The organism is Streptomyces sp. NPDC048523 (assembly GCF_043199815.1).
In the GTDB taxonomy this organism is placed as follows: domain Bacteria; phylum Actinomycetota; class Actinomycetes; order Streptomycetales; family Streptomycetaceae; genus Streptomyces.
In genome coordinates this window covers 58,529-83,824 of sequence record NZ_JBICWQ010000007.1, presented here as the reverse complement: position 1 = coordinate 83,824, position 25,296 = coordinate 58,529, and the positions used below count along the sequence as shown (strand labels likewise).

General features: G+C 70.3%; 22 protein-coding genes. 10 read left to right on the top strand and 12 right to left on the bottom strand.

Translation table 11 applies throughout. From position 1 onward, the window contains the following. Window positions 1-6 precede the first annotated feature (6 nt). Window positions 7-2,049 (bottom strand): ArnT family glycosyltransferase, encoded by a 2,043-nt coding sequence (locus ACGFWE_RS32580; RefSeq protein WP_393603586.1) that lies wholly within the window; start codon window positions 2,047-2,049, stop codon window positions 7-9. A gap of 246 nt (window positions 2,050-2,295) precedes the next feature. Between ACGFWE_RS32580 and ACGFWE_RS32575 the strand changes: the two genes are divergently transcribed. The 7 genes from ACGFWE_RS32575 to ACGFWE_RS32545 all read left to right on the top strand — a co-directional run bounded on the left by ACGFWE_RS32575 (window position 2,296) and on the right by ACGFWE_RS32545 (window position 8,285). After that, window positions 2,296-3,426 (top strand): ABC transporter ATP-binding protein, encoded by a 1,131-nt coding sequence (locus tag ACGFWE_RS32575; protein WP_393603584.1) that lies wholly within the window; start codon window positions 2,296-2,298, stop codon window positions 3,424-3,426. Further along, window positions 3,423-4,112: an ABC transporter permease subunit gene (locus ACGFWE_RS32570; RefSeq protein WP_352381961.1), complete on the top strand. Its 690-nt coding sequence runs from the start codon at window positions 3,423-3,425 to the stop codon at window positions 4,110-4,112. The genes ACGFWE_RS32575 and ACGFWE_RS32570 overlap by 4 nt, the downstream gene beginning before the upstream one ends. Further along, complete coding sequence (locus ACGFWE_RS32565; protein ID WP_352381960.1) at window positions 4,109-4,777, top strand: ABC transporter permease; 669 nt, start codon at window positions 4,109-4,111, stop codon at window positions 4,775-4,777. The genes ACGFWE_RS32570 and ACGFWE_RS32565 overlap by 4 nt, the downstream gene beginning before the upstream one ends. Before the next feature lie 94 nt (window positions 4,778-4,871). Further along, on the top strand, window positions 4,872-5,543 hold the full coding sequence (locus ACGFWE_RS32560; RefSeq protein ID WP_393603581.1) for an ABC transporter ATP-binding protein: 672 nt from the start codon (window positions 4,872-4,874) through the stop codon (window positions 5,541-5,543). Then, window positions 5,540-6,352, top strand: coding sequence for an ABC transporter permease (locus ACGFWE_RS32555; RefSeq protein ID WP_393603579.1), 813 nt, complete (start codon window positions 5,540-5,542; stop codon window positions 6,350-6,352). The genes ACGFWE_RS32560 and ACGFWE_RS32555 overlap by 4 nt, the downstream gene beginning before the upstream one ends. Before the next feature lie 95 nt (window positions 6,353-6,447). After that, complete coding sequence (locus ACGFWE_RS32550; RefSeq protein WP_393603577.1) at window positions 6,448-7,038, top strand: hypothetical protein; 591 nt, start codon at window positions 6,448-6,450, stop codon at window positions 7,036-7,038. Next, the gene (locus ACGFWE_RS32545) at window positions 7,035-8,285 is read left to right on the top strand and encodes a hypothetical protein (protein WP_393603575.1); all 1,251 of its coding nucleotides are present in this window, start codon (window positions 7,035-7,037) and stop codon (window positions 8,283-8,285) included. The genes ACGFWE_RS32550 and ACGFWE_RS32545 overlap by 4 nt, the downstream gene beginning before the upstream one ends. Before the next feature lie 10 nt (window positions 8,286-8,295). On the opposite strand, the gene ACGFWE_RS32540 is transcribed toward ACGFWE_RS32545, so the two are convergent. From ACGFWE_RS32540 to ACGFWE_RS32515, 6 genes are all read right to left on the bottom strand, one after another. After that, entirely contained in the window at window positions 8,296-9,366 is a 1,071-nt protein-coding gene (locus tag ACGFWE_RS32540) for a polyprenyl synthetase family protein (RefSeq protein ID WP_352381952.1), read from the bottom strand. A 55-nt stretch (window positions 9,367-9,421) separates the two neighbouring features. Further along, entirely contained in the window at window positions 9,422-10,432 is a 1,011-nt protein-coding gene (locus tag ACGFWE_RS32535; RefSeq protein WP_393603572.1) for a polyprenyl synthetase family protein, read from the bottom strand. Between the two features lie 136 nt (window positions 10,433-10,568). After that, window positions 10,569-11,171, bottom strand: a complete 603-nt coding sequence (locus ACGFWE_RS32530; RefSeq protein WP_352381949.1) for an ATP/GTP-binding protein — start codon at window positions 11,169-11,171, stop codon at window positions 10,569-10,571. Then, window positions 11,158-11,574, bottom strand: coding sequence for a DUF742 domain-containing protein (locus tag ACGFWE_RS32525; RefSeq protein ID WP_306975023.1), 417 nt, complete (start codon window positions 11,572-11,574; stop codon window positions 11,158-11,160). The genes ACGFWE_RS32530 and ACGFWE_RS32525 overlap by 14 nt, the downstream gene beginning before the upstream one ends. Before the next feature lie 19 nt (window positions 11,575-11,593). After that, window positions 11,594-12,070, bottom strand: coding sequence for a roadblock/LC7 domain-containing protein (locus ACGFWE_RS32520; protein WP_280861873.1), 477 nt, complete (start codon window positions 12,068-12,070; stop codon window positions 11,594-11,596). Then, window positions 12,067-14,715 (bottom strand): ATP-binding protein, encoded by a 2,649-nt coding sequence (locus ACGFWE_RS32515; protein WP_393603570.1) that lies wholly within the window; start codon window positions 14,713-14,715, stop codon window positions 12,067-12,069. Before ACGFWE_RS32515 ends, ACGFWE_RS32520 begins: the two co-directional genes overlap by 4 nt. Before the next feature lie 368 nt (window positions 14,716-15,083). Between ACGFWE_RS32515 and ACGFWE_RS32510 the strand changes: the two genes are divergently transcribed. Further along, a complete protein-coding gene (locus ACGFWE_RS32510) occupies window positions 15,084-16,049 on the top strand; it encodes an ABC transporter substrate-binding protein (RefSeq protein ID WP_352381945.1) in 966 nt (321 codons plus the stop codon). 173 nt (window positions 16,050-16,222) lie between these two features. Here the strand turns inward: ACGFWE_RS32510 and ACGFWE_RS32505 are convergent, their stop codons facing one another. Genes ACGFWE_RS32505 through ACGFWE_RS32485 form a run of 5 tightly spaced genes read right to left on the bottom strand, consistent with a single transcriptional unit; the run spans window position 16,223 to window position 22,341 of the window. After that, window positions 16,223-17,116 (bottom strand): ROK family protein, encoded by an 894-nt coding sequence (locus ACGFWE_RS32505; protein WP_393603894.1) that lies wholly within the window; start codon window positions 17,114-17,116, stop codon window positions 16,223-16,225. Between the two features lie 2 nt (window positions 17,117-17,118). After that, on the bottom strand, window positions 17,119-18,738 hold the full coding sequence (locus ACGFWE_RS32500) for an ABC transporter ATP-binding protein (RefSeq protein WP_352381944.1): 1,620 nt from the start codon (window positions 18,736-18,738) through the stop codon (window positions 17,119-17,121). Next, window positions 18,735-19,607 carry an ABC transporter permease gene (locus ACGFWE_RS32495; protein WP_352382541.1) on the bottom strand — a complete coding sequence of 291 codons (873 nt, stop codon included), beginning with the start codon at window positions 19,605-19,607 and terminating at the stop codon, window positions 18,735-18,737. The genes ACGFWE_RS32500 and ACGFWE_RS32495 overlap by 4 nt, the downstream gene beginning before the upstream one ends. Before the next feature lie 26 nt (window positions 19,608-19,633). Then, entirely contained in the window at window positions 19,634-20,593 is a 960-nt protein-coding gene (locus ACGFWE_RS32490) for an ABC transporter permease (RefSeq protein ID WP_352381942.1), read from the bottom strand. Further along, window positions 20,593-22,341, bottom strand: coding sequence for a peptide ABC transporter substrate-binding protein (locus ACGFWE_RS32485; protein WP_393603567.1), 1,749 nt, complete (start codon window positions 22,339-22,341; stop codon window positions 20,593-20,595). Before ACGFWE_RS32485 ends, ACGFWE_RS32490 begins: the two co-directional genes overlap by 1 nt. A 181-nt stretch (window positions 22,342-22,522) precedes the next feature. On the opposite strand from ACGFWE_RS32485, the gene ACGFWE_RS32480 reads away from it, so the two are divergent. Next, window positions 22,523-23,728, top strand: coding sequence for an ROK family protein (locus ACGFWE_RS32480; protein WP_393603565.1), 1,206 nt, complete (start codon window positions 22,523-22,525; stop codon window positions 23,726-23,728). Window positions 23,729-23,780: 52 nt separating this feature from the next. Then, window positions 23,781-25,289, top strand: coding sequence for a M81 family metallopeptidase (locus ACGFWE_RS32475; RefSeq protein ID WP_393603563.1), 1,509 nt, complete (start codon window positions 23,781-23,783; stop codon window positions 25,287-25,289). Window positions 25,290-25,296: the final 7 nt, after the last annotated feature.

Genomic DNA, 25,296 nt, shown 5'->3' with positions numbered 1-25,296 from the left:
TGCTCGTCAGCCGAGGCGGTACAGGCCGCTGTAGGCGGAGACCGCCGTGCCGTTCTTCTTGACCCAGGTGGAGATCTCGGAGTTCGAGGAGCCCTGGCCGCTGCTGCTGATGACGATGTAGTGCAGCTTGCCGGACTTCACGAGGCTCTTGAGCTTGGCGAGGGTCATGGCGTTGTCGGATCCGGACCAGCCGCCCATGGAGATCACCGGCTCACCGGACTCCAGAATGATCGAGGAGGCGGTCTGGTCGGTGGCGACCGCGACCAGCCAAGTGGCGCCGTCCTGGTTCTTCTTCAGGTACGAGATCATCGCGGAGGAGACCTGGGCGTCACCGCCCATCCCTCCGGCCGTACGGCCGGACGCGGACTGGCTGTTGGAGCTGGAGCTGGAGCTGGAGCTGGAGCTGGAGCCGCCGGAGCCGCTCGGCGCGCTGCCGCTGCCGCTGGTGCCGGTGCCCGGGCCGCCGGTGCCGCTGGGACGCTGGCCGCCGCCCATGCCGCCACCCCCGCCCATGCCGCCCGTGCTCGGACCGGCCGTCGGGTTGGTGCCGTTGGTGCTGGAGGTGGCCGCCGACGCCGAGTACGCGGCGGGACCGGCGAGCAGGGCGACGACCGCCGCGAGGGCCGCGATGCCCGTCAGCCGCTGCCTCCCCGTGAACCGGCCGAGCAGCAGCCCGATCACGGCGACCGCACCGGCGACCCCGGCCACGACCTCGGCGACCGTGTACAGCGTCCCGGAGCCGGAGACCCGCTGGAGCAGAAGGACCGCCCACACCGTGCTGATGGCGATCGCCGCAGGCAGCACCCACGCCCACTTCACGGCCGCACCCTCGCGGAAGGCCCGGTACAGCATCACGCCGCCGATACCGGCCAGAGCCGCGATGCCGGGTGCCATGGCGGTGACGTAGTACGGGTGGAAGGTGCCCTCGGCGAGGGCGAAGGTCAGGTAGTGCAGGACGAACCAGCCGCCCCACAGCAGCACCGCCGCCCGCTTGGCGTCCGTGCGCGGGGCCCGGCCACGCAGCACCAGACCGCCGATCAGCGCGACGAGGGCGAAGGGGATCAGCCAGGAGATCTGGCCGCCCATGATGCTGTTGAACAGCCGGTACAGACCCGCCTCGCCGCCGAAACTGGCGCCGTTGCCCTGCGAGCCCACCGACGAACTCGCCCCGAAGATCCGGCCGAAGCCGTTGTAGCCGATGACCAGGTCCCACACCGTGTTGTCGGTGGAGCCGCCGATGTACGGCCGGGAGGACGCGGGGATGAGGTCGACGACCACCATCCACCAGGCGCTGGAGACGAGCAGCGCGACCGTGCCGACGGCGAGGTTGCGGATGCGGCGGCCGAGCGAGCCCTTCGCCGCCCACAGATAGACCAGGAAGAAGGCCGGCAGGACGACGTACGCCTGCATCATCTTCGTGTTGAACGCGAAGCCGATCGCGACCCCGGACCACACCAGCGGCACGAGCCGTCCGGTGCGCACGGCCTTCATGAGCGCGGCCGCGCCCAGCAGCATCAGGAAGACGAGGATCGGGTCGGGGTTGGTGTCCCGGTCGATGGCGACGGTGATGGGCGTGAGGGTGAGCGCGAGCGCCGCGATCGTGCCCGCGACGGCACCGAAGTCCCGCTTGACCATGCGGTACAGCAGGGCCACCGAGCCGGTGCCGACGGCGACCATCGGCAGCATCAGCTGCCAGGTGCCGTACCCGAAGACCCGTGCGGAGAGCCCCATCACCCACAGCGCGAACGGCGGTTTGTCGACCGTGATGAAGCTGCCGGAGTCCAGGGCGCCGAAGAAGAACGCCTTCCAGCTCTTGGTGCCGGAGTACACGGCCGCGTCGTAGAAGGTGTTGCCGGTGAGGGACGACAGGTTCCAGGCGTACAGCGCCGTGGCGAGCACCAGGATCGCCCACAGCGCCGGGCGGGCCCAGCGGGGGTCCTCGGGGGCACCGGTGAACATCCTGCGCAGCCGGCTGCTCGCGGCGGACGGCACGGCCCGGTGCCGGCCGTCCTGGGTGGTCGGCGGGGGCGGTGGGGCGAGGGTAGTCATGGCACGTACTCCAGGTTCCAGGTCTCCGAGCGGTGGTGATGACGACCCTCGGGCCCGGTGCTGGGCGAACCCTGTGGCTTCGCTGAACGATGGATGAGAATCAGGGAACTCACAGGTCGCGCACAGTGGGGGATCGGCGCCACTGTTCGAATGTCTGCAACACAAGCGGTCTAGACTCAGCCGGACGGCCTGCTGGACCGGCCGAACGCGGACAACTTCTGGCAGACCCGAAGGGTATGCGGCGCTTTGATACGGATAGATTCAGTCACCAAGCGGTACCCGGACGGCACGGTGGCGGTCGACCGCCTCTCCCTGGAGATTCCCGACAGTTCGATCACCGTCCTCGTAGGTCCCTCGGGCTGCGGCAAGACGACGACCCTGCGCATGATCAACCGGATGGTCGAACCCAGCGAGGGGACCATCCTGATCGACGGCAAGGACAGCCGGCAGCAGCACGTCAACACGCTGCGCCGGTCCATGGGATACGTCATCCAGAACGCCGGTCTCTTCCAGCACCGCACGATCGTCGACAACATCGCCACCGTGCCCCGGATGCTGGGCTGGGGCAAGGAGAAGGCACGGGCCCGGGCCCGGGAGCTGATGGAGCGGGTCGGCCTCGACGGCTCCCTCGCCAAGCGGTACCCCTACCAGTTGTCCGGCGGCCAGCAGCAGCGCGTCGGGGTGGCGCGGGCGCTCGCGGCCGATCCTCCGGTCCTGCTGATGGACGAGCCGTTCTCGGCCGTCGACCCCGTCGTCCGCAAAGGGCTCCAGGACGAACTCCTGCGCATCCAGGACGAGTTGGGCAAGACCATCGTCTTCGTCACCCATGACATCGACGAGGCCGTCAAGATCGGCACGATGGTCGCCGTGATGCGCACCGGCGGCAAGCTCGCCCAGTACGCGCCGCCCGCCGAACTGCTCTCCAACCCCGCCGACGCGTTCGTCGAGGACTTCCTCGGTACCGACCGCGGCATCCGGCGGCTCTCCTTCTTCCCCTCCTCCGGACTCCGGCTGCTCACCGGACCGGTCGTCGCCCTCGACGCCACCGCCGAGCAGATCGCCGCCCGCGACACGGCCGACGCCCCCTACCTCCTCGTCACTGACGTGGACGGCAAGCCCCTCGGCTGGAGCGAGCCGCGGGACCTCACCGCGGGCAGTGTCGACACGGCCCGGCTCCTGTCGTACGGGCGCCCGTTCGTGGCCGGCACCGACTCGCTGCGGGCCGCGCTGGACTGTGCCGTGCTCTCGCCCACCGGGTGGGCCGTCGGCGTCGACGCCGAGGGGCGGGTGGCCGGAGTGGTCTCCCAGCAGGCCATCGGCGAGGCGATCCGCGGAGCGCACGCGGAGGGCCGTACGGACGCCAAGGCCGCCCGGTGAACGGCTTCTTCGACATCCCGAGCGACCTCCAGCACAGCTGGCTCGGGCTGATCGGCCTGCACCTCAGGGAAGCTCTGCTGCCGGTCCTCGCCGGGCTGCTGGTCGCCCTGCCGCTGTCCCAGCTGTGCGTGCGCTTCCGGTTTCTGTACCCGCCCGTGCTGTGGGTGACGACCGTGCTGTACGCGATCCCGTCACTGGCCTTCTTCGTGGTCCTGATCGACTACACCGGCCAGACCGAACTCACCGTGATGATCCCGCTCACCGTCTACACCCTCGTCATCCTGGTCCCGGCGATCGTCGACGGCGTCCGTTCGGTGCCGCAGGAGACCCTCGCGGCGGCGACGGCGATGGGCTTCGGACCGATACGCCGTTACATCCAGGTCCAGTTGCCGATCGCCGTGCCCGCCATCATCGCGGGGCTGCGGGTGGCGACCGTGTCGAGCATCTCCCTCGTCAGTGTCGGCGCCCTCATCGGCAACCAGGGCGCGCTCGGCAACCTCATCAACGACGCCAACATCTACAACCGGCCCGAACTCGCCGTGAACGCCGTGCTGACCATGGCGGTCCTCGCGATCCTCGCCGACGGGCTGCTGGTCGTCGTACGCCTGCTCCTGACGCCGTGGATGCCGAGCAGCGCGCGTGCGCGGCGCGCGGAGCGGCCCGAACCGGAGGTCGCCGCCCGGTGAACGTCCTCAACTTCATCAACGCCTTCTTCAGCGACAGCGCGCACTGGCAGGGCTACGACGGGATTCCCACCCGGCTCGGCGAGCACGTCCAGTACACCCTGGAGGCCCTCGCCATCGCCGCGGCGATCGGACTGCCGGTGGGACTCGTCACGGGGCACTACGGGCGGGGCGGCAACGCGCTGGCCTTCATCGCCGTCGCCGGGCGGGCCGTGCCCACCTTCGGTCTGCTGGTCCTGATGACCCTGTCGCTCGGCTTCGGACTGATCAACGTGATGATCCCGCTGGTCGTGCTCGCCGTGCCGCCGATCCTGGTCACCACCTACGAGGCGATGCGGTCGGTGGATCCCGCCCCGGTGGACGCGGCCCGGGGGATGGGCATGCACCAGATCGAGGTGCTCTTCCGGGTCGAACTCCCGGTCGCCCTCCCGCTCATCCTCGGCGGACTGCGCTCGGCGGCCATCCAGATCGTGTCGACGGCCACCATCGCCGCGTACGTCTCCCTGGGCGGCCTCGGCCGGTACATCGTCGACGGCCTGTACCAGCGCAACTACGAGAAGGTCGTGGGCGGCGCCACACTGGTCGCCCTGATGGCGCTGGCGACGCTGGCGCTGTTCTGGGGGATCACCCGGCTCACGGTCTCGCGCGGGGTGCTCAGGAGCAACTAGGACTTACCCGCCCGACATGTATCCGTTCGTGTCCTGTGGGATGTCGTGATCGTTGCAGGACCGGAGCCGAGAACAGACGGCGTTCGGTCGAGGGGTGCGCAGCGATGTGGAGGGTGCGGTGGTGAGCTCGCTCGACCCGGTGCTGCGGGTGCGAGGGGTGTGGAAGGGCTACCGGCGGCGTCCTGTCCTGCGCGGGGTGTCCCTCGACCTTCTTGCCGGTCAACTGGTGGGCATCGTCGGTGAGAACGGCGCCGGCAAGAGCACGCTGCTGCGCATCCTGGCCGGAGATCTCGTCGCGGACAGCGGTGTGGTGGAGCGGGCGGGCCGACTGGGCAACTGCCCCCAGGACACCGTGCTCCACCAGGCATTCACCGTCGAGCAGCACTTGCAGTTCTTTCGGACCGCCTACGGCATCAGCAGCCTGACCAGGGCCTTCGAGCTGTTGGAGCGGTTGAACTTCAGCGACTACCGGCACGATCGGGTGGCGGCGCTCAGCGGCGGCACGCGCCAGAAACTCAATCTGGTTCTCGCCCTGATGCACGACCCTCAGGTGCTGCTTCTGGACGAGCCGTATCAGGGCTTCGACTGGGACACCTACCTGCGGTTCTGGGATGTGGCAGCCGACCTGCGGGACCGGGGCTGCGCGGTACTGGTGGTCTCCCACCTCGCCCACGACGCCTCCCGCCTGGACACCCTGTACCGCCTCGATGCCGGCTTACTGCAGGAGACGGAACAGACCGAAGCGGGGACGGCGGCGGCGGTATGACGCGGTGGTGGTCCTGCTTCCGTACGGCCGTGCGGTTCGCGCTGATCGAGCAGGCGCGCAACCGGCTGGCGCTGCTCATCGTGGTCCTGTTCGTACCGTTGTGGACCACGCTGGCGTTCACGGTGGTGGCGTCCGCCCCCTTGCGGTTCCGGATCCGTCCGGTCGGCCACACGGTGGTCATGGACGGCAACATCCTGCTCCAGATCAACGGTGCGCTGCAGGCCCTGTCGCTGGTCATCGCGTTCATGATGTTCGTCGCCACGGTGCGTTCCGCGCCGTTCGACCAGCGTGTGGTGCGGGCCGGCTTTCCGCGGTCGGGTCTCGCGCTCGCCAAGTGCAGTGCGCTCCTTCTGGTCGCGGCCGTGGTCGCCGCCTACACCACCGCGTGGATGCACTTGTTCTGGCGGCCCGAGCAGCCCCTGGTGCTCGCCGCGGGCATGTTCACCGGCGCCGTGGTCTACGGCGGAATCGGGATGGTGCTGGCGGCCGTGGTGCGCAGCGAGCTGGCCGGCATGTTCCTCGCCATCATGATCAGTTCCATTGATCTGGTGCTGCAGAACCCGCTGATCAACCCGGACGCGGACAGTCTCGTGGTGCGTCTGCTGCCGGCCTACGCGGCGGTGCAGACCTCGGTGGCGGCTGCCGGTCTGCAGGTGGTGCCGGCCGGTTGCCTCCTGCTGGGGGGAGGCTGGGCGGTCGGCATGGCCGCGCTGGGCATCGCCGCCTTCGCCGCCCGGACCCGCACCCGCGTCCCGCGTACGGGGGCCAAGGCACCGGCGGGCGTCGAGCAGGCTGCGCCGGTGTCGTGACCGGCCCGGTGTGCGTGTCGTTCGGACGATGAACGCCGTGGACGGCGACCGCGTGACCATGTGAGAGACGGGAGAGCCCGGCGGTGCAGGAGGCGGTGCCTCGAACGGAAGCGCGCTGGGCGTGGCTGCTCAGCGACGGCGGCGAGCCTCGGAACTGGATGCTGCTCCTGGCCCCCTTGCTGGGCCGGCACACGGACGGCTGGGCCGGCCTCGGCTGGGGCGTGGTCGCGGCGGTGTTCACCGCGGTGCTGCCCACGGCGATCCTGCGGTTCGGCGAGCACCGCCGGTACTGGGGAGACCGGCATGTGCGCCGCCGGCAGGACCGCATCGTGGCGGCCCCCGGAGTGATGGCCTCGGTCATCACCGGCACCGTACTGCTGTATGAGCTGGATGCTCCCGTCGAGGTGACGGCCCTGGTGACGGCGATGCTCGCCGTTCTCCTCGCCCTCCTGGTGATCACCTTCTTCTGGAAGGTGTCGGTGCACTCCGCCGTCGCCTCCGGTGCCCTGACCATCCTCGCGACGGTCTTCGGTCCCTGGTCGCTCGTACTGGCTCCCGTGGTGGTGCTGATCGGCTGCTCCCGCATCCGGCTGCGCTGCCACACCGCCGGCCAGGTCGGCGTCGGGTTCCTCATCGGCGCGGCCGTCGGCTCATCCGTCTTCGACCTCGTGAGGTGCTGGGCATGAACCCGTTCCCGGCTCCCGGTCCCGCCGATCTCGTCCTGGTCAAGGCCGAACAGCTTGCGGAGCATCCGGACGCCCACGCGAGGATCGGGGCAGTACTGCACCTGACCGGCGCCGTGCCCGATCTCGCCGGCCTGCGCGAGCACGTCACCGCCCATCTGGACGACCTGCCCTGTCTGACGCATGTCCTGACCGGCGACGGACCGACCGCACAGTGGGCGCCGGCCGACCCGGACATGGCCTGGCACCTGCGCACCCAGCACCTCGACGGCGAACCGCAGGCTCTCGAGGCAGCAGTGCGTCTCGCGCTGAGAGAGCCGTGGCCGGAGGAAGCCCCGGCCTGGCGCATGATCCTTCTGCACGGTCATGTGCCCGACGGGTCCGCTCTGCTCTATCTCACGCACCACGCCGTTCAGGACGGCGCCAACATCGGCACAGTGCTGGACACGCTGTTCGGCCCGCGTCCGCTGCCTCGATTCCCCGCGCCCGCCCCGGCCGGCCTGCGCCGAACCGCCCGCAGTGCCGTGAGCCTGCTGCGGCACGCGCGCCGGCACGGCCTGTGGCAATCCGCCTCGCATCCGCTGTCGAGCCGCCGCCACCTGCTGTGGGCCCAGGCACCCTCCGCCGGTCTGCGTGCCGCGGCCCGCGCCGGCGGGACCAGCGTCAACGACGTCTACCTCGCCACTGTGGTCCACGCGATCACCCAGTGGGCCGAGGACGCCTGGCCCCACGCCACCGGCACGGCGATCCCTGTGATGGTCCCCGTCAACGTGCGCACGCCCGACGAAGTCGCGGCCCCCGGCAACCGGCTGTTCCTGACCCGGATCGATCTGCCCGGCGGGACCATGCCGGTGGACCGGCGCCTGGCACGCACGGCGGCCGTCACCTCTGTACTCAAGTCCGCCGGACACAAGGCGGTGCTGAGAGCGGCCCTCACCCGGCTTCCCCGGCGGCTGCTCCAGCTCCTCGTGGACGCGAGCACGGTCCCTGGCAGGCTCACCGTCTGCGCCTCCTACCTCGTGGTACGCCGTCCTCTGCACTATGGCGGGGCTGCCGTGCACCGCATCGACCCCATCATGTGCTGCCCGCCCGGCGTTCCCCTGGCCGTCGCGGCGACGACGTACGAAGACACCACCAGCGTCTCCTTCCGCATCGACACCGCCCTTCCCGGCGCCGACAGCCTTCCCGAACGCTGGCGCCAGGCCGTCACGGAGCTGACGCGCTCGGCCCCGCCACCGAGCACCTTGTAGGTGCGGCCGGTCACCTGGTGCGGTTGACGCTCCACAGCGGCAGCTGCTCGAAGAAGGTGACCGCCTCCTCCCGCCACCGGGACCGCCAGTCGGCGGCCACCGTGGACGCCTGCTCGGCCTGGCGGTGCATGTCGGTTCTCAGTCGGTCCGCCACACCGCGGCGTTCACCGATCTCCCTGACGGCGGCGACGGTCTCCGGTGTGCAGGACGCATCGCCGAACGCGGCTTCCACCACGCGACGCTCCGGGCCGTCAACGGCGGCAAGCAGGGCGTGGAGGGCGTAACTGTGCTTGCCGGAACGGAGATCGGCGCCGGTGGGCTTGCCCAGGACGGCAGGGTCTCCGAACAGATCCAGGTAGTCGTCGCGCATCGTTTCGCTGATGCCGACCAGCCGGGCGTAGTCACGCAGCTCCTTCTCGAAGAGGGAGGGCTGTTCCCCTGCGGCCAGCAGTCCCAGCTGCATGGGTGCGAGAAGCGAGTAGCGTGCGGTCTTGTAGTCGGACACGCAGTGCAGGATCTCTTCGTCCGGGGCGGCCATGAAGTCCCGCTCGACGTCGATGATCTGGCCCATGAACGTGTCCGCCGCAGCCCGGGTCTGGACCTCGACCATGGCCTGTCGCACCCCCACGGGCGCCTTCGTCTCCAGCAACACCTGCAACGACAGGGCGAGGGCGAGGTCCCCCGCGAGCACGGTCAGACCGATCGCCGAGTGCGGATGATCAGGGAACCTCTCCCGGTAGACGTAGTAGGTGGACGGGCCTCCCCGGCGGACAGGACTGTCATCGATCACGTCGTCATGCACCAGGCCGGACGTGTGGAGCAGCTCGATGCTCAGCGCCGCGGCGTCCAGACCTTCGACCGGTTCGTCGGTCACCAGGCGGGCTCCCTCGTGCACTGCCACGGCCCTGAACCGTTTTCCGCCGCGCAAGGAGAAATCTCGCAGCAAGTCAATGCACTCCGGGGTGAAACGGCTGAACGGGGGCACGTCCAGCCGGTCGCTCAACGTGTCGAAGTACTCCTGGAAGCGCGTGTTGAACCAGCGCTCATATCCGGCGACACGATCGAGAACCTGCTCGGTCATCACGAGTTCTTCCTGCTCGGGGGTTCCGGTGACGCTGCTGTGGTCGCGGCACGGGTCAGGAGGTGTACCGGGTGGCCCTGACCGCCAGGCGACGCAGAGCACGATCCGCGGACTGCGGGAACCCGGCCCCGTCCAGGACGCGCAGGACATGTTCGTAGCGGGAAGCGATCATCTCCTCGGTCTCCTGTCGTGCCCCCGTCGCGAGCAGGACGGCCCGGATCTCCGCCGCTTCCCGCTCCTGAAGGCCGGCCCGGCCCACCAGCCGGCCAAGCCGCTTCCGCTGGACCGGGTCGGCGTTCCGCAGGGCCAGGGCCAGCAGCACGGTCCGCTTGCCCTCCCGCAGGTCGCTCAGGCCCGGAGCGCATGCGCCGTCCGCGCTGCCGAACACGTCCAGCAGGTCGTCCCGCAGCTGGAACGCCTCCCCCAGCGGCCGGCCCAGCCGGGTGAACACCTCCATCGTGGCCTCGTCGGCGCCGGCGACGGCAGCCCCCAGTTGCAGGGGCCGCTCGATCGTCGCGGTGGCGGTCTTGTAGCGGACGATCCGCAAGGCCGCCTCGACGTCATCGGCGTCACGGCCGGTACCCATGACGTCCAGGTACTGCCCGTACATCACCTCTTCCAGCATCGCGTCGTACAGCCCATGGACCAGCCGCCGCCGGCCGGACTCCATCGGGGTGGTGTGCAGCAGTTCCTGCGCCCACATCAGAGCCAGGTTGCCCACCAGCAACGCACCGCCCGCACCCAGCCGCTCGGTCCGCTCGCCGGCTCCCAGTCGGGCACGCATCACGCGGTGCACAGCGGGTCGGCCGCGGCGGCTGGCCGAGTCGTCCATGATGTCGTCGTGGATGAGCGCGAAGGCCACGAACAACTCCAACGACGCCGCCACCCGCACCGCCGACGCCACGTCACCATGGCCACCGGCGGCGTACCAGCCCACGACGCACAAAAGCGCCCGGATCCGCTTCCCGCCCGCTGTCAGGAAGTCCCGTACGGTCTGCACCACCTCCGGCGGAAGCCCCCGGCCGGCCCCCGCACGAGCCTTCTCGGCCAGGAAGTCCTCGAGCACGCCGTCTACTTGGCGCTGCACCGCAGGCAGATCGAGCCGCGTCGTCGATTTGGTCTGCATGATCCGTTCAACGACCCACACCGCTGAACAGCACGCGCGGCATTGTCGGCCTGTACGCCCCTGTCGTAGGCGAGCGTCATGCCTCCGTGCGCGCCAGCGCCTGTTCCAGTACGACCAGCAGCGCGTCCCGTACCGAACCGCGCTCCCTCGCGTCGAACACGATCACCGGGACGCGGTCGTTGACGTCGAGGGCCCAGCGGACCTCGTCCAGGGTGTGCTCGACCCTGCCGTCGAAGGCGTTGACGGCGACCGCGAACGGAATCTGCTTGTGCTCGAAGTAGTCGACCGCGGCGTAGCAGTCGTCCAGGCGGCGGGTGTCGACGATGACCAGGCCGCCGAGCGCGCCCTCGACGAGGTCGTCCCACATGAAGCCGAAGCGTTCCTGGCCCGGCGTGCCGAACAGGTACAGCTTCAGGGTCGGGTCGACGGTGATGCAGCCGAAGTCCATCGCGACCGTCGTCGTGGTCTTGCGCGGAGTGTGGCTGAGGTCGTCCACGCCCGCGGCGACCTCGGTGATGGCGGCCTCGGTGGTCAGCGGCTCGATCTCGGAGATGGAGCCGACCGCGGTGGTCTTGCCCACCCCGAAGCCGCCCGCGATCACCATCTTGACCGGCAGCGGCGGTCGTACGGCGGCGGAGGACGCGGCCGAGGGCCGGGTGGCCGGATCAGTCGGTGTCACGGAGTACCCCTCGGGAGTCGGGGATGGCACGCAGGCCGTCGATGAGCCTGCGCAGGACGGAGGCGTCGTGGGTGACGTCGGTGTCGGGCACGTGCACCGTCAGCTGCCCCGCCGTACGCAGGTCCTCGGCGAGGATCCGCACCACGTTCAGGTGCAGCCGCAGCCGGGCCGCGATCTCCGCGATGGACTGCGGGATCCGGCACGCGGCGACGATGTCGTGCTGTTCGAAGGCGAGCCGGTCGAGCACGGCGAGTCCCTCGGCGGTGGCCACCACCTGGGTCTCGACGGGCATCGTCCGGCCGGACGGATCGGGTGCCACCCGGCCGGCGGTGACGAGGAACGGCCGTACGGCGGGCACGGGACCGCCCGGCTCCGGACTCGGAGGCGTGCTGCCGTCCGCCATGACTGCGCTTCCTCCTCGGTCAGCGCTTCGACACGGTGCCGACGCTGTTCTTCAGTTCGAGCACGAGCTGGGGGCTGAGCGCGCTGCCGGCGCGGTTCGCGAACAGCGTCATCTCGTACGCGATGTTGCCGAGCTTGGCCTCCTTGTCGGTGACGACGCCGAGCACGGCGCCGCTGCCGATCGCGGAGACCAGGACATGGCCGCCCTCCAGGTCGATGATGACCTTGTTGAGACCACCGAGGCCGTAGTTGCCGGAGGCTCCGGCGGCCAGGCTCGTGATGCCGGAGACGATCGCGGCGAGGCGCTCGGAGTCCGCGTGCTCACGCAGCTCCGACACGGCGATGAGCAGCCCGTCCGAGGAGACGGCGATGGCGTCGACGACGCCCGCGGTCTCCGTCGCGAAACGGTTCAGCAGCCAGGTGAAGTCGGCTGCGGCGGCCTGCAGGTCGGCGGGCGTGGTGCCTTCCGTAGGCGTGTCACCTGTGGACGTGCTCACTGCTCCGCTCCTTCCGGGGAGTGGTTCTGTTCGTGCGGGGGGTTGGATGCGGTCTGACGGGTTTCCACGTCGTCCCTGGGTACGGGTCTGGGGTGGCTGCCGGTCTCACTGTCCCGGTGGGCGCGCTCCACGGCCGCCTCGAACTCGTCGAGCGCGTCGCGTACGGCCTCCGCGTCGGCGGGCCGGACGGGCGCCGTCTTCTGTACGGCCTCGGCGCCGACGGTGGTGCGCAGAGTGGCACCACGGACCCGGCGGCGAAGGGGGCGGGCGCCGTCGCCGCCGTCGACGTTCCCGGGTACCTCACCGGTGCGGGCCTGCGGGATGAACGGGATTGCGGGGGAGGGGAGTTGAGCAGACGCTGCCGTGTCGCGGTGCGGGACCCGGCGGGGGAGGGGCGCGTGATCGCCGTCGGCGGAGGCGGCCACCGTGACGCCGGGCTCGGGGGCCGCCGTACCCCGGGCCGTCCCGCTCGCGGCCGGCTCCTGAACCGGCTCGGGCCGTACGGCCGTAGGGGCTGCCGTCCGGACCGGATCCGGGGCCGTCTGCGAGCCGGTGTCCGAGGCCCAGGCCGGTGCCGGGCGCGTACCCGTGGCCGTGCCCGGACCGACGCCCGCCACCGAAGCCGTACGGGACTCCGCCGGCGTACTCGACACGGGGCTCATCGTCAGCAGGAGGGAGGTGGGGATCGTCACCTCGGCCGTCACGCCGCCTCCCGGTGTGCGGGACAGGACCACGCTGACGTCCCAGCGGCGGGCCAGTGTGCCCACCACGAACAGGCCGAGGACCTTCGTGGGGACGAGGTCGAGGCGCTCGCGGCGGATGAGGCGGGCGTTCTCCTCCTCCAGGCGCTCGGCGCTCATGCCGAGACCGTGGTCGGAGATCACGACCAGCGCGCCCTCGTGGCTGTCCTTGACGATCACCTCGACGGGACTGCCGGCGGGCGAGAAGGACACGGCGTTCTCGACGAGTTCGGCCACCATCAGGGTGAGGTCGCCGATGATGTCGGGCTCGACCATGGCCTCCGTGCCGGCCTGCAGGGAGACCCGCCGGAAGCCCTCGATCTGGCCGAGTGCGGCGCGCACCACGTTGGTGAGGGCGAGCGGCCCGGAGTCGAGGACCGTCTCGCGGATGCCGGCGAGCAGCATCAGGCTGTCGGCGTTGCGGCGCAGGCGGACCGCGATGTGGTCGATGCTGTAGAGGCGTTCCAGGAGCGCCGGGTCGGTCTCGCCGCGCTCGACCGCGTCGATCAGGGCGAGTTGCCGGGTGGTGAGGTTGCTGACGCGGCGGCCCACGTTGCCGAACATCTCGGCGACGTTGCGGCGGCTGAGCACCTGGCGTTCGAGGAGCGCGACCGCGGTGGTCTGCACCTGGTTGAACACCTCGGCGAGATCACCGATCTCGTCCTTCGCGGTGACCGGCATCTCCTGGAGCCGCGGCGTTCCGGTGTCCTCGGTGTCGTCGTCGGCCACGCGGGCGAGCTCCCGGCCCGCCACCTCGGCGACCTGCCTCGCGGCACCGGTCAGTGCCTGCACCGGGCGCACCACCGAGCGTCGTACGGCGACCGAGAAGGCGAGCCAGAGCACGAAGCCCAGCAGGGCCGATCCGAGCAGCCAGGCCGCGTTGGAGCGCGCGTCGCGGGAGGCGGCGTCGGCGCGGTCGGCGATCTGGCCGATGAGGGAAGTGGTGGTGTTCAGCCGGGTGCGGGCCTGGGCGCGGTAGTCCGGGTAGGAGTCGAGCGCCGTCTGGAAGGCGTCCTTGATCTCGGACGGGGTCCCCGCCTGCAGCGAGCCGGGGTCGATCTGCAACTCGGCGTACTGCCGGGCGATCGCCGCCTGGGCCGTGTTGTGCTCGATGTCGCCGAGTTCCTCGGCCTGCTGGGCTGTGGCGAACCGGCCGAAGCGCTCGACCTGGTGGGTGTACTCGTCGTAGGAGCCGATCGCGCCGATCAGCTCGATGAGGGCGTTGGAGTCGCCCGTCGTCGCGGAGAAGACACCGGTCTCGAAGGAACCGTGCGCGGCGTCGGCGCGCAGCAGCGAGTCGAGCAGGTTGCCGGTGAAGGTGGCGGCGAGGGCCGGGTTGCGGTCGAGCCCGAGGCCGTCGATCAGGCCCTTGGCGGCGTCGCTGTAGGCCGGGTCGATGTTGTCGGCGGGCAGGTAGGCCTTCTCGATGGTGTTGCGCAGGTCCTCCAGGCCGTTGACCTCGCGAAGGGCCTGGGCCTCCTCCTGCGGCAGCCGGCCGCCGAAGACCTCGCGGACCTTCTCGACCTGGTTGTCCACCCGGATCTGCGCCTCGCGGTAGGCGGCCTGCGAGGGGGCGCGGCCGTCCCAGCTGGACTGGTGGCGCACGGAGAGCAGGACGGCCTGCTGGTGCTCGGCCTCCAACTGCCCGACGAGCTTGGCCACTTCGGCGCTGTCCCGCACGAGCTGGGCCGCGTCCGACGCGTCCCGGGACTGGCCGACCTGGTCGGCGAAGAGATAGGCCAGCAGCACGGCGACGACCGCGAGGGGCACGCCCACCAGGATGTTCAGCTTGCGCCGGAACGGCCAGCGCTCGGCGAAGTCCCGCAGTCCCCGGTCGCCGCGTGCGCCGTCCCGGTTCGGCGGCGGTGCCGATCGGGTGGACACGTCCACCTCGTTCGTGGACACCAGCCCTCCTTCGTGGGTGTCTCGGACGGCGCGCGAGCGCGCACCTGACCGATTCTGATCGCTACGGGACGGTACGTAGGGACACCTGAGTGGCTCCTGCACGCCTGTGTGACCGGCGCCAACTGCGGCGAGACTACAGCCTCTTCGGACAGCGCTTGTTGCCGCCCTGAGTCAAGAATCCGTTACAACCCGAGTCGTACCCCGCGTGCCGGTTTCGCGTTTCCTTCACAACCGATCACGGACCGATGCCAATTGTGACCAGGTCGCTCTTGACTGAGGGAGAACAGGCTGGATTGGATCAGTGCAAGGGCTTCCCTTCTCGGACGCCCCGAACACCTTGCATCCCCCTGAGTTCCGGAACGGGAATCGTGACTTCTACCGCCGCACACCGCAGGTCCCTCAGGAAGAACCCCGGCGTGGCCGCCGTCGCGCTCGCCGCCGCCACGGTCCTGCTGGCGGGATGCGGGTCCTCCGACGACAGCTCCGACCCGCTGAGCGAGGACACGGGAGGCGCCGCCTCCGGCGACACCGTGGTCGTCGGCTCGAACAACTTCGCCGAGAGCATCCTGCTCGCCGACATCTACGGCGAGGCCCTGAAGGCCAAGGGCGTCAAGGTCACCTACAAGCCCAACATCGGCAGCCGCGAGACCACCTACGGCCTGCTGAAGAACGGCTCGATCACTGTCCTGCCCGAGTACAACGGCTCGCTGCTGGCCTACCTCGACAAGGACGCCAAGCAGGAGTCCGCGCAGGCCGTGAACGCCGGGGTCAAGGCCAAGCTCGACTCCAAGCTGACGCTGCTGGAGTCGGCGCCCGCGGAGGACAAGGACTCGGTCTCGGTCAACGCGGAGACCGCGAAGAAGTACAGCCTGACCGCCGAGTCCACCCTCGCCGACCTCAAGGACATCGCCCCGAAGCTGGTCATCGGCGGTTCGCCGGAGTTCCAGACCCGGCAGCAGGGTCTGCTCGGCCTGGAGTCGCAGTACGGCCTGAAGTTCGAGTCCTTCAAGGCCCTCGACGCGGGCGGTCCGCTGACCCAGGCGGCGCTCAAGAAGAACACCGTGCAGGCCGCGGACATCTTCACGACCGACCCGACCATCACCAAGGAGAAGTTCGTCGTCCTCCAGGACCCGAAGAACCTCTTCGGCTTCGCGAACGTGACCCCGCTGGTCTACAAGTCCGGTCTCTCCCAGGAGGGCGTGGCCGCCCTGAACGCGGTCTCGGCCAAGCTGGACACCAAGGCCCTGCTCGACATGGACTCCCAGGTCCAGCTGGACAACAAGGACCCGCTGGACGTGGCGAAGGCCTGGCTGAAGACGAACGGCCTCGGCTGATCCTGACCGGCGACCGGCGCGGGGGGTCTCCGCTGTAGCGGGGTCCCCCACAACGGAGACCCGCGCCGGTCCGACGGGGTCGTGCCCGGCCTGGACGCGAGCGACGTGCTTGGCCTGGACGCGAGCGACGCCGGGGCTCGGCTCCCACTTCGCCCAGGTCCGGTTCTCGCGGGTCAGATTCCGAGTTCCGCCCGTACCCGGGCCGCCGCACCCACCGTCACCGCGTCCTTGCCGAGCAGCGAGGGCAGCACTCGTACCGGGTGCCCGCTGACCGGCGGTTCGGTGGTCAGGGTTTGCAGGATCGACGGTTCGAGGAGTGGCCAGGCGCGGCTGACGCCCCCGCCGATCACGACGGTGGTGACGTCCAGGAGCCCCGCCGTGACGAGGAGCGCGCGAGCGACCGCGGCACCCGCGTCCTCGTACACGGCGAGCGCGTCCGGGTCGCAGGACTCCGCCACTTCGCGCGCGCTCAGCTGCCGCCCGGTCCGTTCCCCGTACCGCGCCGCGATCGACCGCCCCGAAGCCAGCGTCTCCAGATGGCCGCGCCCGCCACACGTGCACGGCAGGTCGCCGAAGCCCGGCACGTGCCCGATCTCGCCCGCCGCGCCGTGCGGCCCGTCGTACAGCGACCCGCCCAGCCACAACGCCCCGCCGACCCCGGTCCCGAGGGTCATCCCCAGCACATGCGGTTCGCCCGCGACCGCGCCGGCCGTCGCCTCGCCGCGCAGGAACGCGTTGACGTCGTTGTCCAGGAACGCCGGCACCCCGAGCGCCTCCTCGAACGCGGACGTCACCGCGAACCCGGCCCAGTCGCGGAAGGAGTCGCTGGCCACCAGGATCCGCCCCGCGCGCGCGTCCACCACACCCGCCGCCCCGACCCCGACACCCAGCAGCCGTGCCGGCGTACGGTCGAGCAGCAGGCGTACGGCAGCCAGCGCGGCGCCGGTCATCGCGCCCCCGCCCGCGGACGCCGGGGTGGGCACCTCCATTCGGTCGACGACGGTCAGATCCGTTGTACACAGCGCCACTTGGGTGCTCGTGCCGCCGATGTCGACACCGGCGACCACCTTCACGCGGTGACCTCCGTCTGCCGTCGGGCACGCCGCTCGCGTTGCACCACCGGATCCGGCACGGGTACGGCCGCGATGAGCCGCCGGGTGTAGTCGGTCTCCGGGCGCAGCAGCGTGGCCATGGTCGGGCCCTGTTCCTCGACCCGCCCGTCCCGCATGACGACGACCCGCTGGGCGAACTCCTGGACCACGGCCAGGTCATGGGAGACGAAGAGACAGGCGAACCCCAGCTCCCGCTGCAACTCTGCGATCACCTCCAACACGGTCCGCTGCACGCTCACATCGAGCGCGCTCGTCGGCTCGTCCGCCACCAGCAGCCGGGGTTCGAGGACCAGCGCCCGCGCGAGACTCACCCGCTGCCGCTGACCACCGGACAGCTCACGAGGGCCCCGGCCGGCCAACTCCCGTGGCAGCCGCACGAGTTCGAGCACCTCGGCGACCCGGTCCCGCCGCTCGGGCCCCGACATGCCCCTGCGGTGCACCCGCAGCGGCTCGGCCACGCACTCGGCCACACTCATCCGCGCGTCCAGCGAGGCCACCGGGTCCTGGAGCACCACACCCACACCGGAGAGCAGGGCCCGCCGCCGTCGGCCCCTGACCCGGCCCAGGTCGGTCCCGAACAGCGACACCGAGCCGGAGGCGGGCGCGACGAGCCCGAGCGCGACCCTGGCCGCCGTCGACTTGCCCGACCCGGACTCGCCCACGAGGCCGACGGTTTCACCGGGACGGACGTCGAGAGAGACCCCGTCCAGGGCCCGGACACGCCCGAACCGCACCGACACGTCACGCAGTCGCACCACCGGGGGCTCATCGGCCGGAGGAGCGTCCTCGCCGCTGAGCCTCAGCCGAGGCACCGCCGCCAGCAGTCCCCGCGTGTACGCGTGCGTGGGCCGCAGCAGCACCTCCTCCACCGGCCCCGTCTCCACGACCTCGCCCCGCAGCATCACGGCGACCCGGTCCGCGAAGTCGGCGACCACACCCATGTTGTGCGTGACCAGCAGGACGCCGGTGCCCGAGTCGGCCGCCAGCCGCCGCAGCAGATCCAGGATCTCGGCCTGCACGGTGACGTCCAGCGCGGTGGTCGGCTCGTCCGCGATCAGCAGGCTCGGTGAGTTGGCGATCGCCATGGCGATGACGACCCGCTGCCGCTGTCCGCCCGACAACTGGAAGGGGAACGCCGAGGCCCGCCGTTCCGGCTCGGGAATCCCGACGCGACGCAGGAGCTCGACCGCCTCCCGGGCGGCCTCGGACCGGGACACGTCCCGGTGGTTCCGTACGACCTCGGCGATCTGGGCACCGACCCGGGTGAGCGGGTCGAGAGCGGTGGCCGGTTCCTGGAACACCATGGAGGCGGTCCGCCCCCGCAGCCGGACGAGCGAGGCCTCCGGTGCCCCGACGATGTCCGTGCCGTCGACCGCGATCCGCCCCGAGGCGCGCGCGGTGCCCGGCAGCAGCCCCATCGCGGCGAGCGCGACCGTCGACTTGCCGGACCCCGACTCGCCGACCAGCGCCAGCGTCTCCCCGGGCCGCACGTGCAGCGAGACCCCGCGTACGGCGGGCACGTCGCCCGTCTCGGTGGAGAAGGTCACCCCGAGATCCTCGATGGTCAGGATGTTCATGCCCGTCCCCTCACGTCGAAGGCGTCCCGCAGCCCGTCGCCGATCGCGTTGAACGCGCACACGACGAGGATGATCGCGAGACCCGGCGGCACGATCAGCCACCAGCGCCCCGAGTACGCGGCCGTCAGGCCGGCCGACAGCATGCCGCCCCAGTCGGTCCTCGGCGGCTGGACACCGAGGCCCAGATACGACACGTAGGCGATGAGCAGGATCGCGTCGGCGATCTGGAAGGTGGCCGCGACGACGATCGTGGAGACCGCGTTCGGCAGGATGTGCCGTCGGATCGCCCGCCCGTGTGTGCCGCCGGTGGCGCGCAGGGTCAGCACGTAGTCCCGGTTCTTCAACGTGAGCGTCTCGGCCCGCACGAGCCGGGACGGCACCAGCCAGGACACCAGCCCGAGCACCACGATCAACCCGGACGGGCCGGGACTGGTGATGGCGGAGACGACCAGCAGGATGAACAGCGCGGGAATGGCGATGCCCGCGTCGACGACCCGCATCATCACGGCATCGACCCACCCGCCCGCATACCCCGCGACGGCACCCCACAGCGTCCCGATCACGGTGGCCAGCAGCCCGGCCGCCAGCCCGACGAGCAACGACACCTGTCCGCCGTACATGAGCCGCCCGAGCTGGTCGTGCCCGACGGCGTCGGTACCGAGCCAATGGGAGCCGCTGGGGGCGAGATTGACCTGGGTGAGGTCGGTGTGGGTCTGATCGGTGGCGTACACCAGCGGCCCGATGAAACAGAACAGCAGGAAGAGAACGACGACAGCGACCCCGGCCACCGCAAGCCGATTGCGCGCGAAGCGCGCTCTGAGGGGCGCGGGGCTGCGCCCCTTTGCGGCTCCGCCGCGGGGCGCGATCAACCCCCACCGGCCCGCGCTTTGAACACTCACGCCCGCCCCTCCTTCACCCGAGGATCCACAACCCGCTGCACCACATCCGCGAGCAAGGTCCCCACAACAGTCGCCACCGAGATCACCAGCACACACCCGAGCAGCACCGGATAGTCCGACGACTGAGCCGCGGACCAGAACAACAGCCCCATTCCCGGGTAGTTGAACAACTGCTCCACCACCAGCGCGCCTCCGAACAGCACCGGCACGTAGTACCCGAGCATCGCCACCACCGGCGTCAGCGAGTTGCGGAAAACGTGCCGGAAGAGCACCGCGTACTGCCCCGCACCCCCCGCCCGAGCGGTCCGCACGTAGTCCTCGGAGAGGTTCTCCAACGTCGCGCCCCGCATATAGCGGCTGAACACGGCCACCATGGACGCGGCCCCCGTGACCACGGGCAGCACCAGCCCCGCGGGATCCGCGAGCACCTGCCCCAGCGTGTCCCCTTGGGGCGCCTGAGAGGGGAACCACCGGAGCGTCTGCGTGAACAGCAGGATCAGCAGCAGCCCCAGAAAGTACACCGGCGTCGAATACGCGACGAAGCTCAGCGTGGTGATGACATAGTCGGTCGGCTTGTTCCGCCGCACCGCCTGCCACATGCCCAACGGCACGGCCAGTACCAGCCCGACCATCGCGGACAGCACGGTCAGCACCAGGGTCTTCGGCAACCGTTGCTCGATCAGCCGGGAGACCGCTTCGTTCAGCGTGTACGACGTGCCGAGATCCCCCTGCACCAACTCGCGCAGATACAGGACGTACTGCACGGGCAGGGACCGGTCGAGCCCCTGCTCGTGGTTGAACGCGGCGATCTGCCCGGCCGTCGCCTGCGGCCCGAGGATTCCGCGTGCGGGGCCCCCGGGAAGCGCGTGCAGCAGGCAGAAGACCACGATCGTGACGATCAGGATCACGGCGAGGGCCTGAAGAAACCGGCGGACGAGGTAGACGGCCGTGTCCACTAGTCCGTCCACTTCCACTGGGCCGGGTGGAAGTTGGCGAGGGAGTCCTGGGAGAAGCCGCCGAGCCCGTTCCTGACGACGGAGATCTGGTAGTCCGGCTCGGGCAGCCAGATCACCGGCAGGTCCTTCGCGAGGGCCGCGCTGTAGTCCTGGATCGCCTGGTTCGAACTCGACGTCGTGGTGGCGGAGATGAGCTTGTCGACGGCCGGGTCGGAGTATTTGCCGAAGTTGGAGCCGCCGCCACTCTGGAACAGCGAGTCACCGGTCGGGAAGGCGTTGAAGTACCAGCTGCCCGCCGTGCCGAAGAAGCTCAGCTGCCACTTGCAGATGGACTGTCCCGAGGTGCACTGCGGGGTCTGCGAGAGCACCGAGTTGACCGGAGCCGTCTTGATGGAGAACGTGATGCCGGTCTTCGCGAGCGAGGACTGGATCGCGCTCATCATGTTGTCGGTGACCGCGGAGCCGGACTGCGAGAGCACCTGCATCTCGAACTTCGTGCCCTTGGCGACACCCGCACCGCATTTCGCGGGCTCGGCACACGTCATCACCCCGCCCTGCTCGGTCCAACCGTGGCCGGTGAGGAGGGACTTGGCGGTGGCGTTCGAGAAGGGGTACGGGTTGGCCTTCTGCGTGGGCGACAGGAAGTCCGAGGCCTGTCCCTGCGGGACGGGACCGTATCCGGGTGTCGCCGTCCCGTTGAAGACGACCTTCGACAGGGCCGTCTGGTCGATGCTGTGCTGGATGGCCTGACGGGCGTAGAGCTGCTTGAACACCGCGCCCACCGCCGGGTTGTTGAAGTTGTACGGCATGTAGGTGATCGCCCAGCCCGACCACGGCTGCACCTTGTAGCCCTGTGCGGTGAAGCTGTCCTTCTGGTCGAGGTCGGTGGCCTCGATGTAGCCGTAGTCGACACTGCCGGAACGCAGGGCGTTCTTCTCGGCGTCCGCGGTCGTGAAGGGGAGCAGGTTCACCGTGGGGATGTTCGCCTTCTCGCCGCCGTCGTACTTCTTGTTGGCGGTGAGGACCACCTTCCCGGCGGTGGAGAAGGACTTGACGGCGTAGGGGCCGCTGATGGTCTTCCACAGTGGATTCGAGGCGTACCCGGAGATGTTCTTCGCCGCGTCGTTGAGGTACGTCCATGCCTGCTTGGCGTCCCGGCCCCCGGCCCAGACGTGCTGCGGCAGCGGGGTGATGGAGTTGAGCTCGTTGGCCAGCATCCACTGCGGGTTGTAGGCCCGGTCGAAGGTGATCGTGAAGTGGCGGTCGTCGACCGTCTTGAAGGACGTCCAGTTGTCCGGCGCCTTGCCGGGGTTGTAGCCCGCCCAGGCCGCCTTGTTCGCCTTGATGAGGTCGAACCAGAACTTCACGTCCGCCGAGGTGATCGGCTTCCCGTCGCTCCAGTGCCGGTCGCCGAGAGTGATCGTCACGCTCTTGTTGCCGGCGGCGAAGTCGGCGGCCGTGGCGACCGAACCGGCCTTGTTCCAGCCGATCTTGCCGGTGGAGCCGTCGTAGGCGATGAGCGGCTCCCACAGCGTGTTCGCGATGGAGATGTTGTTGGTGTTGAGGTGCGCCGCGGTGCCGATCGGCAGGATCCAGTTCGGGGTGAAGTTCGCCGGCAGCGCGTAGTCGATCGTGTCGTGCGAAGAGGACGACGACGAGCCGCTCGACCCCGAACAGGCGGTGAGCAGCAGGGTGCCCGCGCTGAGGGCGGCGGCACCGGCGATAAGTCTCGTGCGGGCAGGGGACATGGTTGCTCCAGGGGCACAGGGAGGCGGAAGCGGGGGTGGAGCCAGTGAACGCCTCGTCTGTTGGAAGAAATAGGCGTGCCGCTGTAAAAAGTCTGTTTCTGCTGTTCTGGAAAAAGCACAGAGAGGGTTTTCGGGCCTACGCTCAACGCCTGGGCCGTCGAATTCGGGAGTAACTTCGACCATGCTTGAAAAAAGTCCGCCACCGCACCGGCAACCGCCCCGACGGCACGGCACCGGCTTCTCCTCGCTGGCCGAGGGCGTCCTCGAACTCCTTGCCTCCGGGCAGGCGTCGACCCGTACGGAACTCGCCGCGCTGCTGGGTGCCGCGCCCTCGACCGTGTCGTTCGCGGTCGGCCAGTTGCTGGACCACGGCCTGGTCGCCGAGGAAGGCACCCGGTCCTCCACCGGCGGGCGGCCGCGCAAGGTGCTGCGGCTCGGCGGCAGCGACGGGTTCGCGGTCGCGGCCGACATCGGCGGAAAGCACGCGCACGTGGGGGTCGTCCACCCCGGGGGCGGCCTCACCGACGTGTCGACCGTCCCGTTCGCCACGGCGGACGGCCCCGAGGCCGCGCTGCCCGGCCTGGCGGACACGCTGCAGACCCTGATCGACCGGCACGGCCCAGGTCGGTTGCGGGGCGTCGGCCTGTGCCTGCCGGGCCCGGTCGACGTGGAGCCGGGCCTGGTGACCCTGCCCGCGCGCATGCCCGGCTGGAACCGTTTCCCCGTGCGCGACTGGTTCGAGGAACGCCTCGCCGTGCCGGTGGCCGTCGAGAACGACGCCAACTGCATGGCCGTCGGCGAGCACAGCGTCCGGCCCGCCGAGCACCGGCAGTCGATCATGGTGAAGGTGGGTTCCGGAATCGGCGCGGGCATCATCGCCGACGGACGGCTGTACCGGGGCGCGACCGGCGGGGCGGGGGAGATCACCCACGTCCGCGTCGAGGCCGCCCAGGACACCCCCTGCTCCTGCGGCAACACCGGCTGCCTGGAGACGGTCGCCTCGGGTGCGGCACTGGTCCGGATCCTGCGGGAGCGGGGCCTGCGGGTGGGGACCACCGAGGACGTCGTACGGCTGGCCACGGATGCCGATCCCGAAGCCACCCGCGCGGTCCGCCAGGCCGGCCGCTACCTGGGCCAGGTCCTCGCCGCCAACGTCAACTTCTTCAACCCGGACGCGGTGTATCTGGGCGGCATCCTCTCCACCCTGGAGCCGTTCGTCGCCGCTGTACGGAGCCAGTTGTACGAGGGCTGCCACCCCCTGGTGACCCAGCACCTGGTGATCGAGCGCACGTCGTTGGGCGCGGACGCGGGGCTGGCGGGGGCGGGGCAGTTCGCCTTGCAGCGGGCGCTGGCGCAGGCGATGCGGACGGTCACCGGAGGCCTCTAGGAGCACGACCGGCCACGACGAACTCGCAGACATCAACGGACCTGGAGCAACCGTGCCTTCATCCCGCCCCGTCATCGCCGTCGCAGGCCTCGGCATCGAGTCCTCGACCTTCTCCCCGGCCCGCACCGAGGCCTCCGCCTTCCACCCCCTGCGAGGCGACGACGTCCTCACCCGCTACCCCTTCCTCGCCCCGGGTCGGCCACTGCGTCACGCCGCCACCTGGCGGGGCGCCCTCGTCGGCAAGTCGCTGCCCGGCGGCACGGTGACGGCCCGCGCCTACGCCGACCTCTCCGCCGAACTCCTGGACCGGCTGAAGGAGATCGGCCCCGTCGACGGCCTCTGGTACGACATCCACGGCGCGATGACCGTGGAGGGCCTGGACGACGCCGAGGCCGAACTCCTGCTCCGCATCAGGGAGATCACCGGCCCGGACACGATCATCTCCGCCTCCATGGACCTGCACGGCAACGTCTCGCGCGAACTCGTCCACCGCACCGACCTGATCACCTGTTACCGCATGGCCCCGCACGAGGACGAGACGGAGACCAAGGAGCGGGCCGCCCGCAACCTCGTGGACCACCTCACGAGCGGCGCGCCCCGCCCGGTCAAGGCATGGATCCCGGTGCCCGTGCTGCTGGCCGGCGAGCAGACCTCCACCCGGATCGAGCCGGCGAAGAGCGTCTACGCGGCCGTGGCGGATGTCGAGGCGACCGACGGAGTGACCGACGCGGCGATCTGGGTCGGCTACGCGTGGGCGGACGAGCCCCGCAACCGGGCCGCCGTCGTCGTCACGGGTGCGTCCGTGGACGCGGTGACGACCGGTGCCGAACGGCTCGCCCGCGGCTTCTGGAAGGCCCGTCACGACTTCGGCTTCGTCGCCCCGACCGGCACGCTGGAGGAGTGCCTGGACGCGGCTCTGGCTTCCCCGAAGCGTCCGTACTTCATCAGCGACACCGGGGACAACCCGACGGCGGGCGGCGCAGGTGACGTCACATGGGGGCTGCGACAGGTGTTGGCCCGCCCGGAGTTCCAGGATCCCTCGGGCCCTGTGGCCGTCTACGCCTCGCTGCCGGGCCCCTGTGCCGTCGATACGGCCGTACAGGCCGGCGTCGGTGCCACGGTCACCGTCACCGCGGGTGCCGAGGTGGACGACCGGCACGCGGGCCCGCTCACCCTGACCGGGGTGGTGCACGCGATCCGGCACGGTGACGCGCACGCGGTGACCGAGGCGGTGCTGCGGGTGGGGAGCGTGTACGTGATCCTGACGCGGCTGAGAAAGCCGTACCACCACGAACACGACTTCACCGACCTGGAGTTGGCGCCGCGCGAGGCGGACGTCGTCCTTGTCAAGATCGGGTACCTGGAGCCCGAGCTGTTCGCGATGGCCGCCGACTGGAAGATGGCCCTCACCCCGGGCGGCGTCGACCAGGACCTGCCGCGTCTGGGACACCACCGCATCCGCCGCCCGATGTTCCCCTTCGACCGCGAGATGCCCGACCCGGACCTCGGCGCCCGGCTGATCCCCTCCTCCGACGCGGAGCTGACCGGGCCGGACGAGTGAGGCGCCG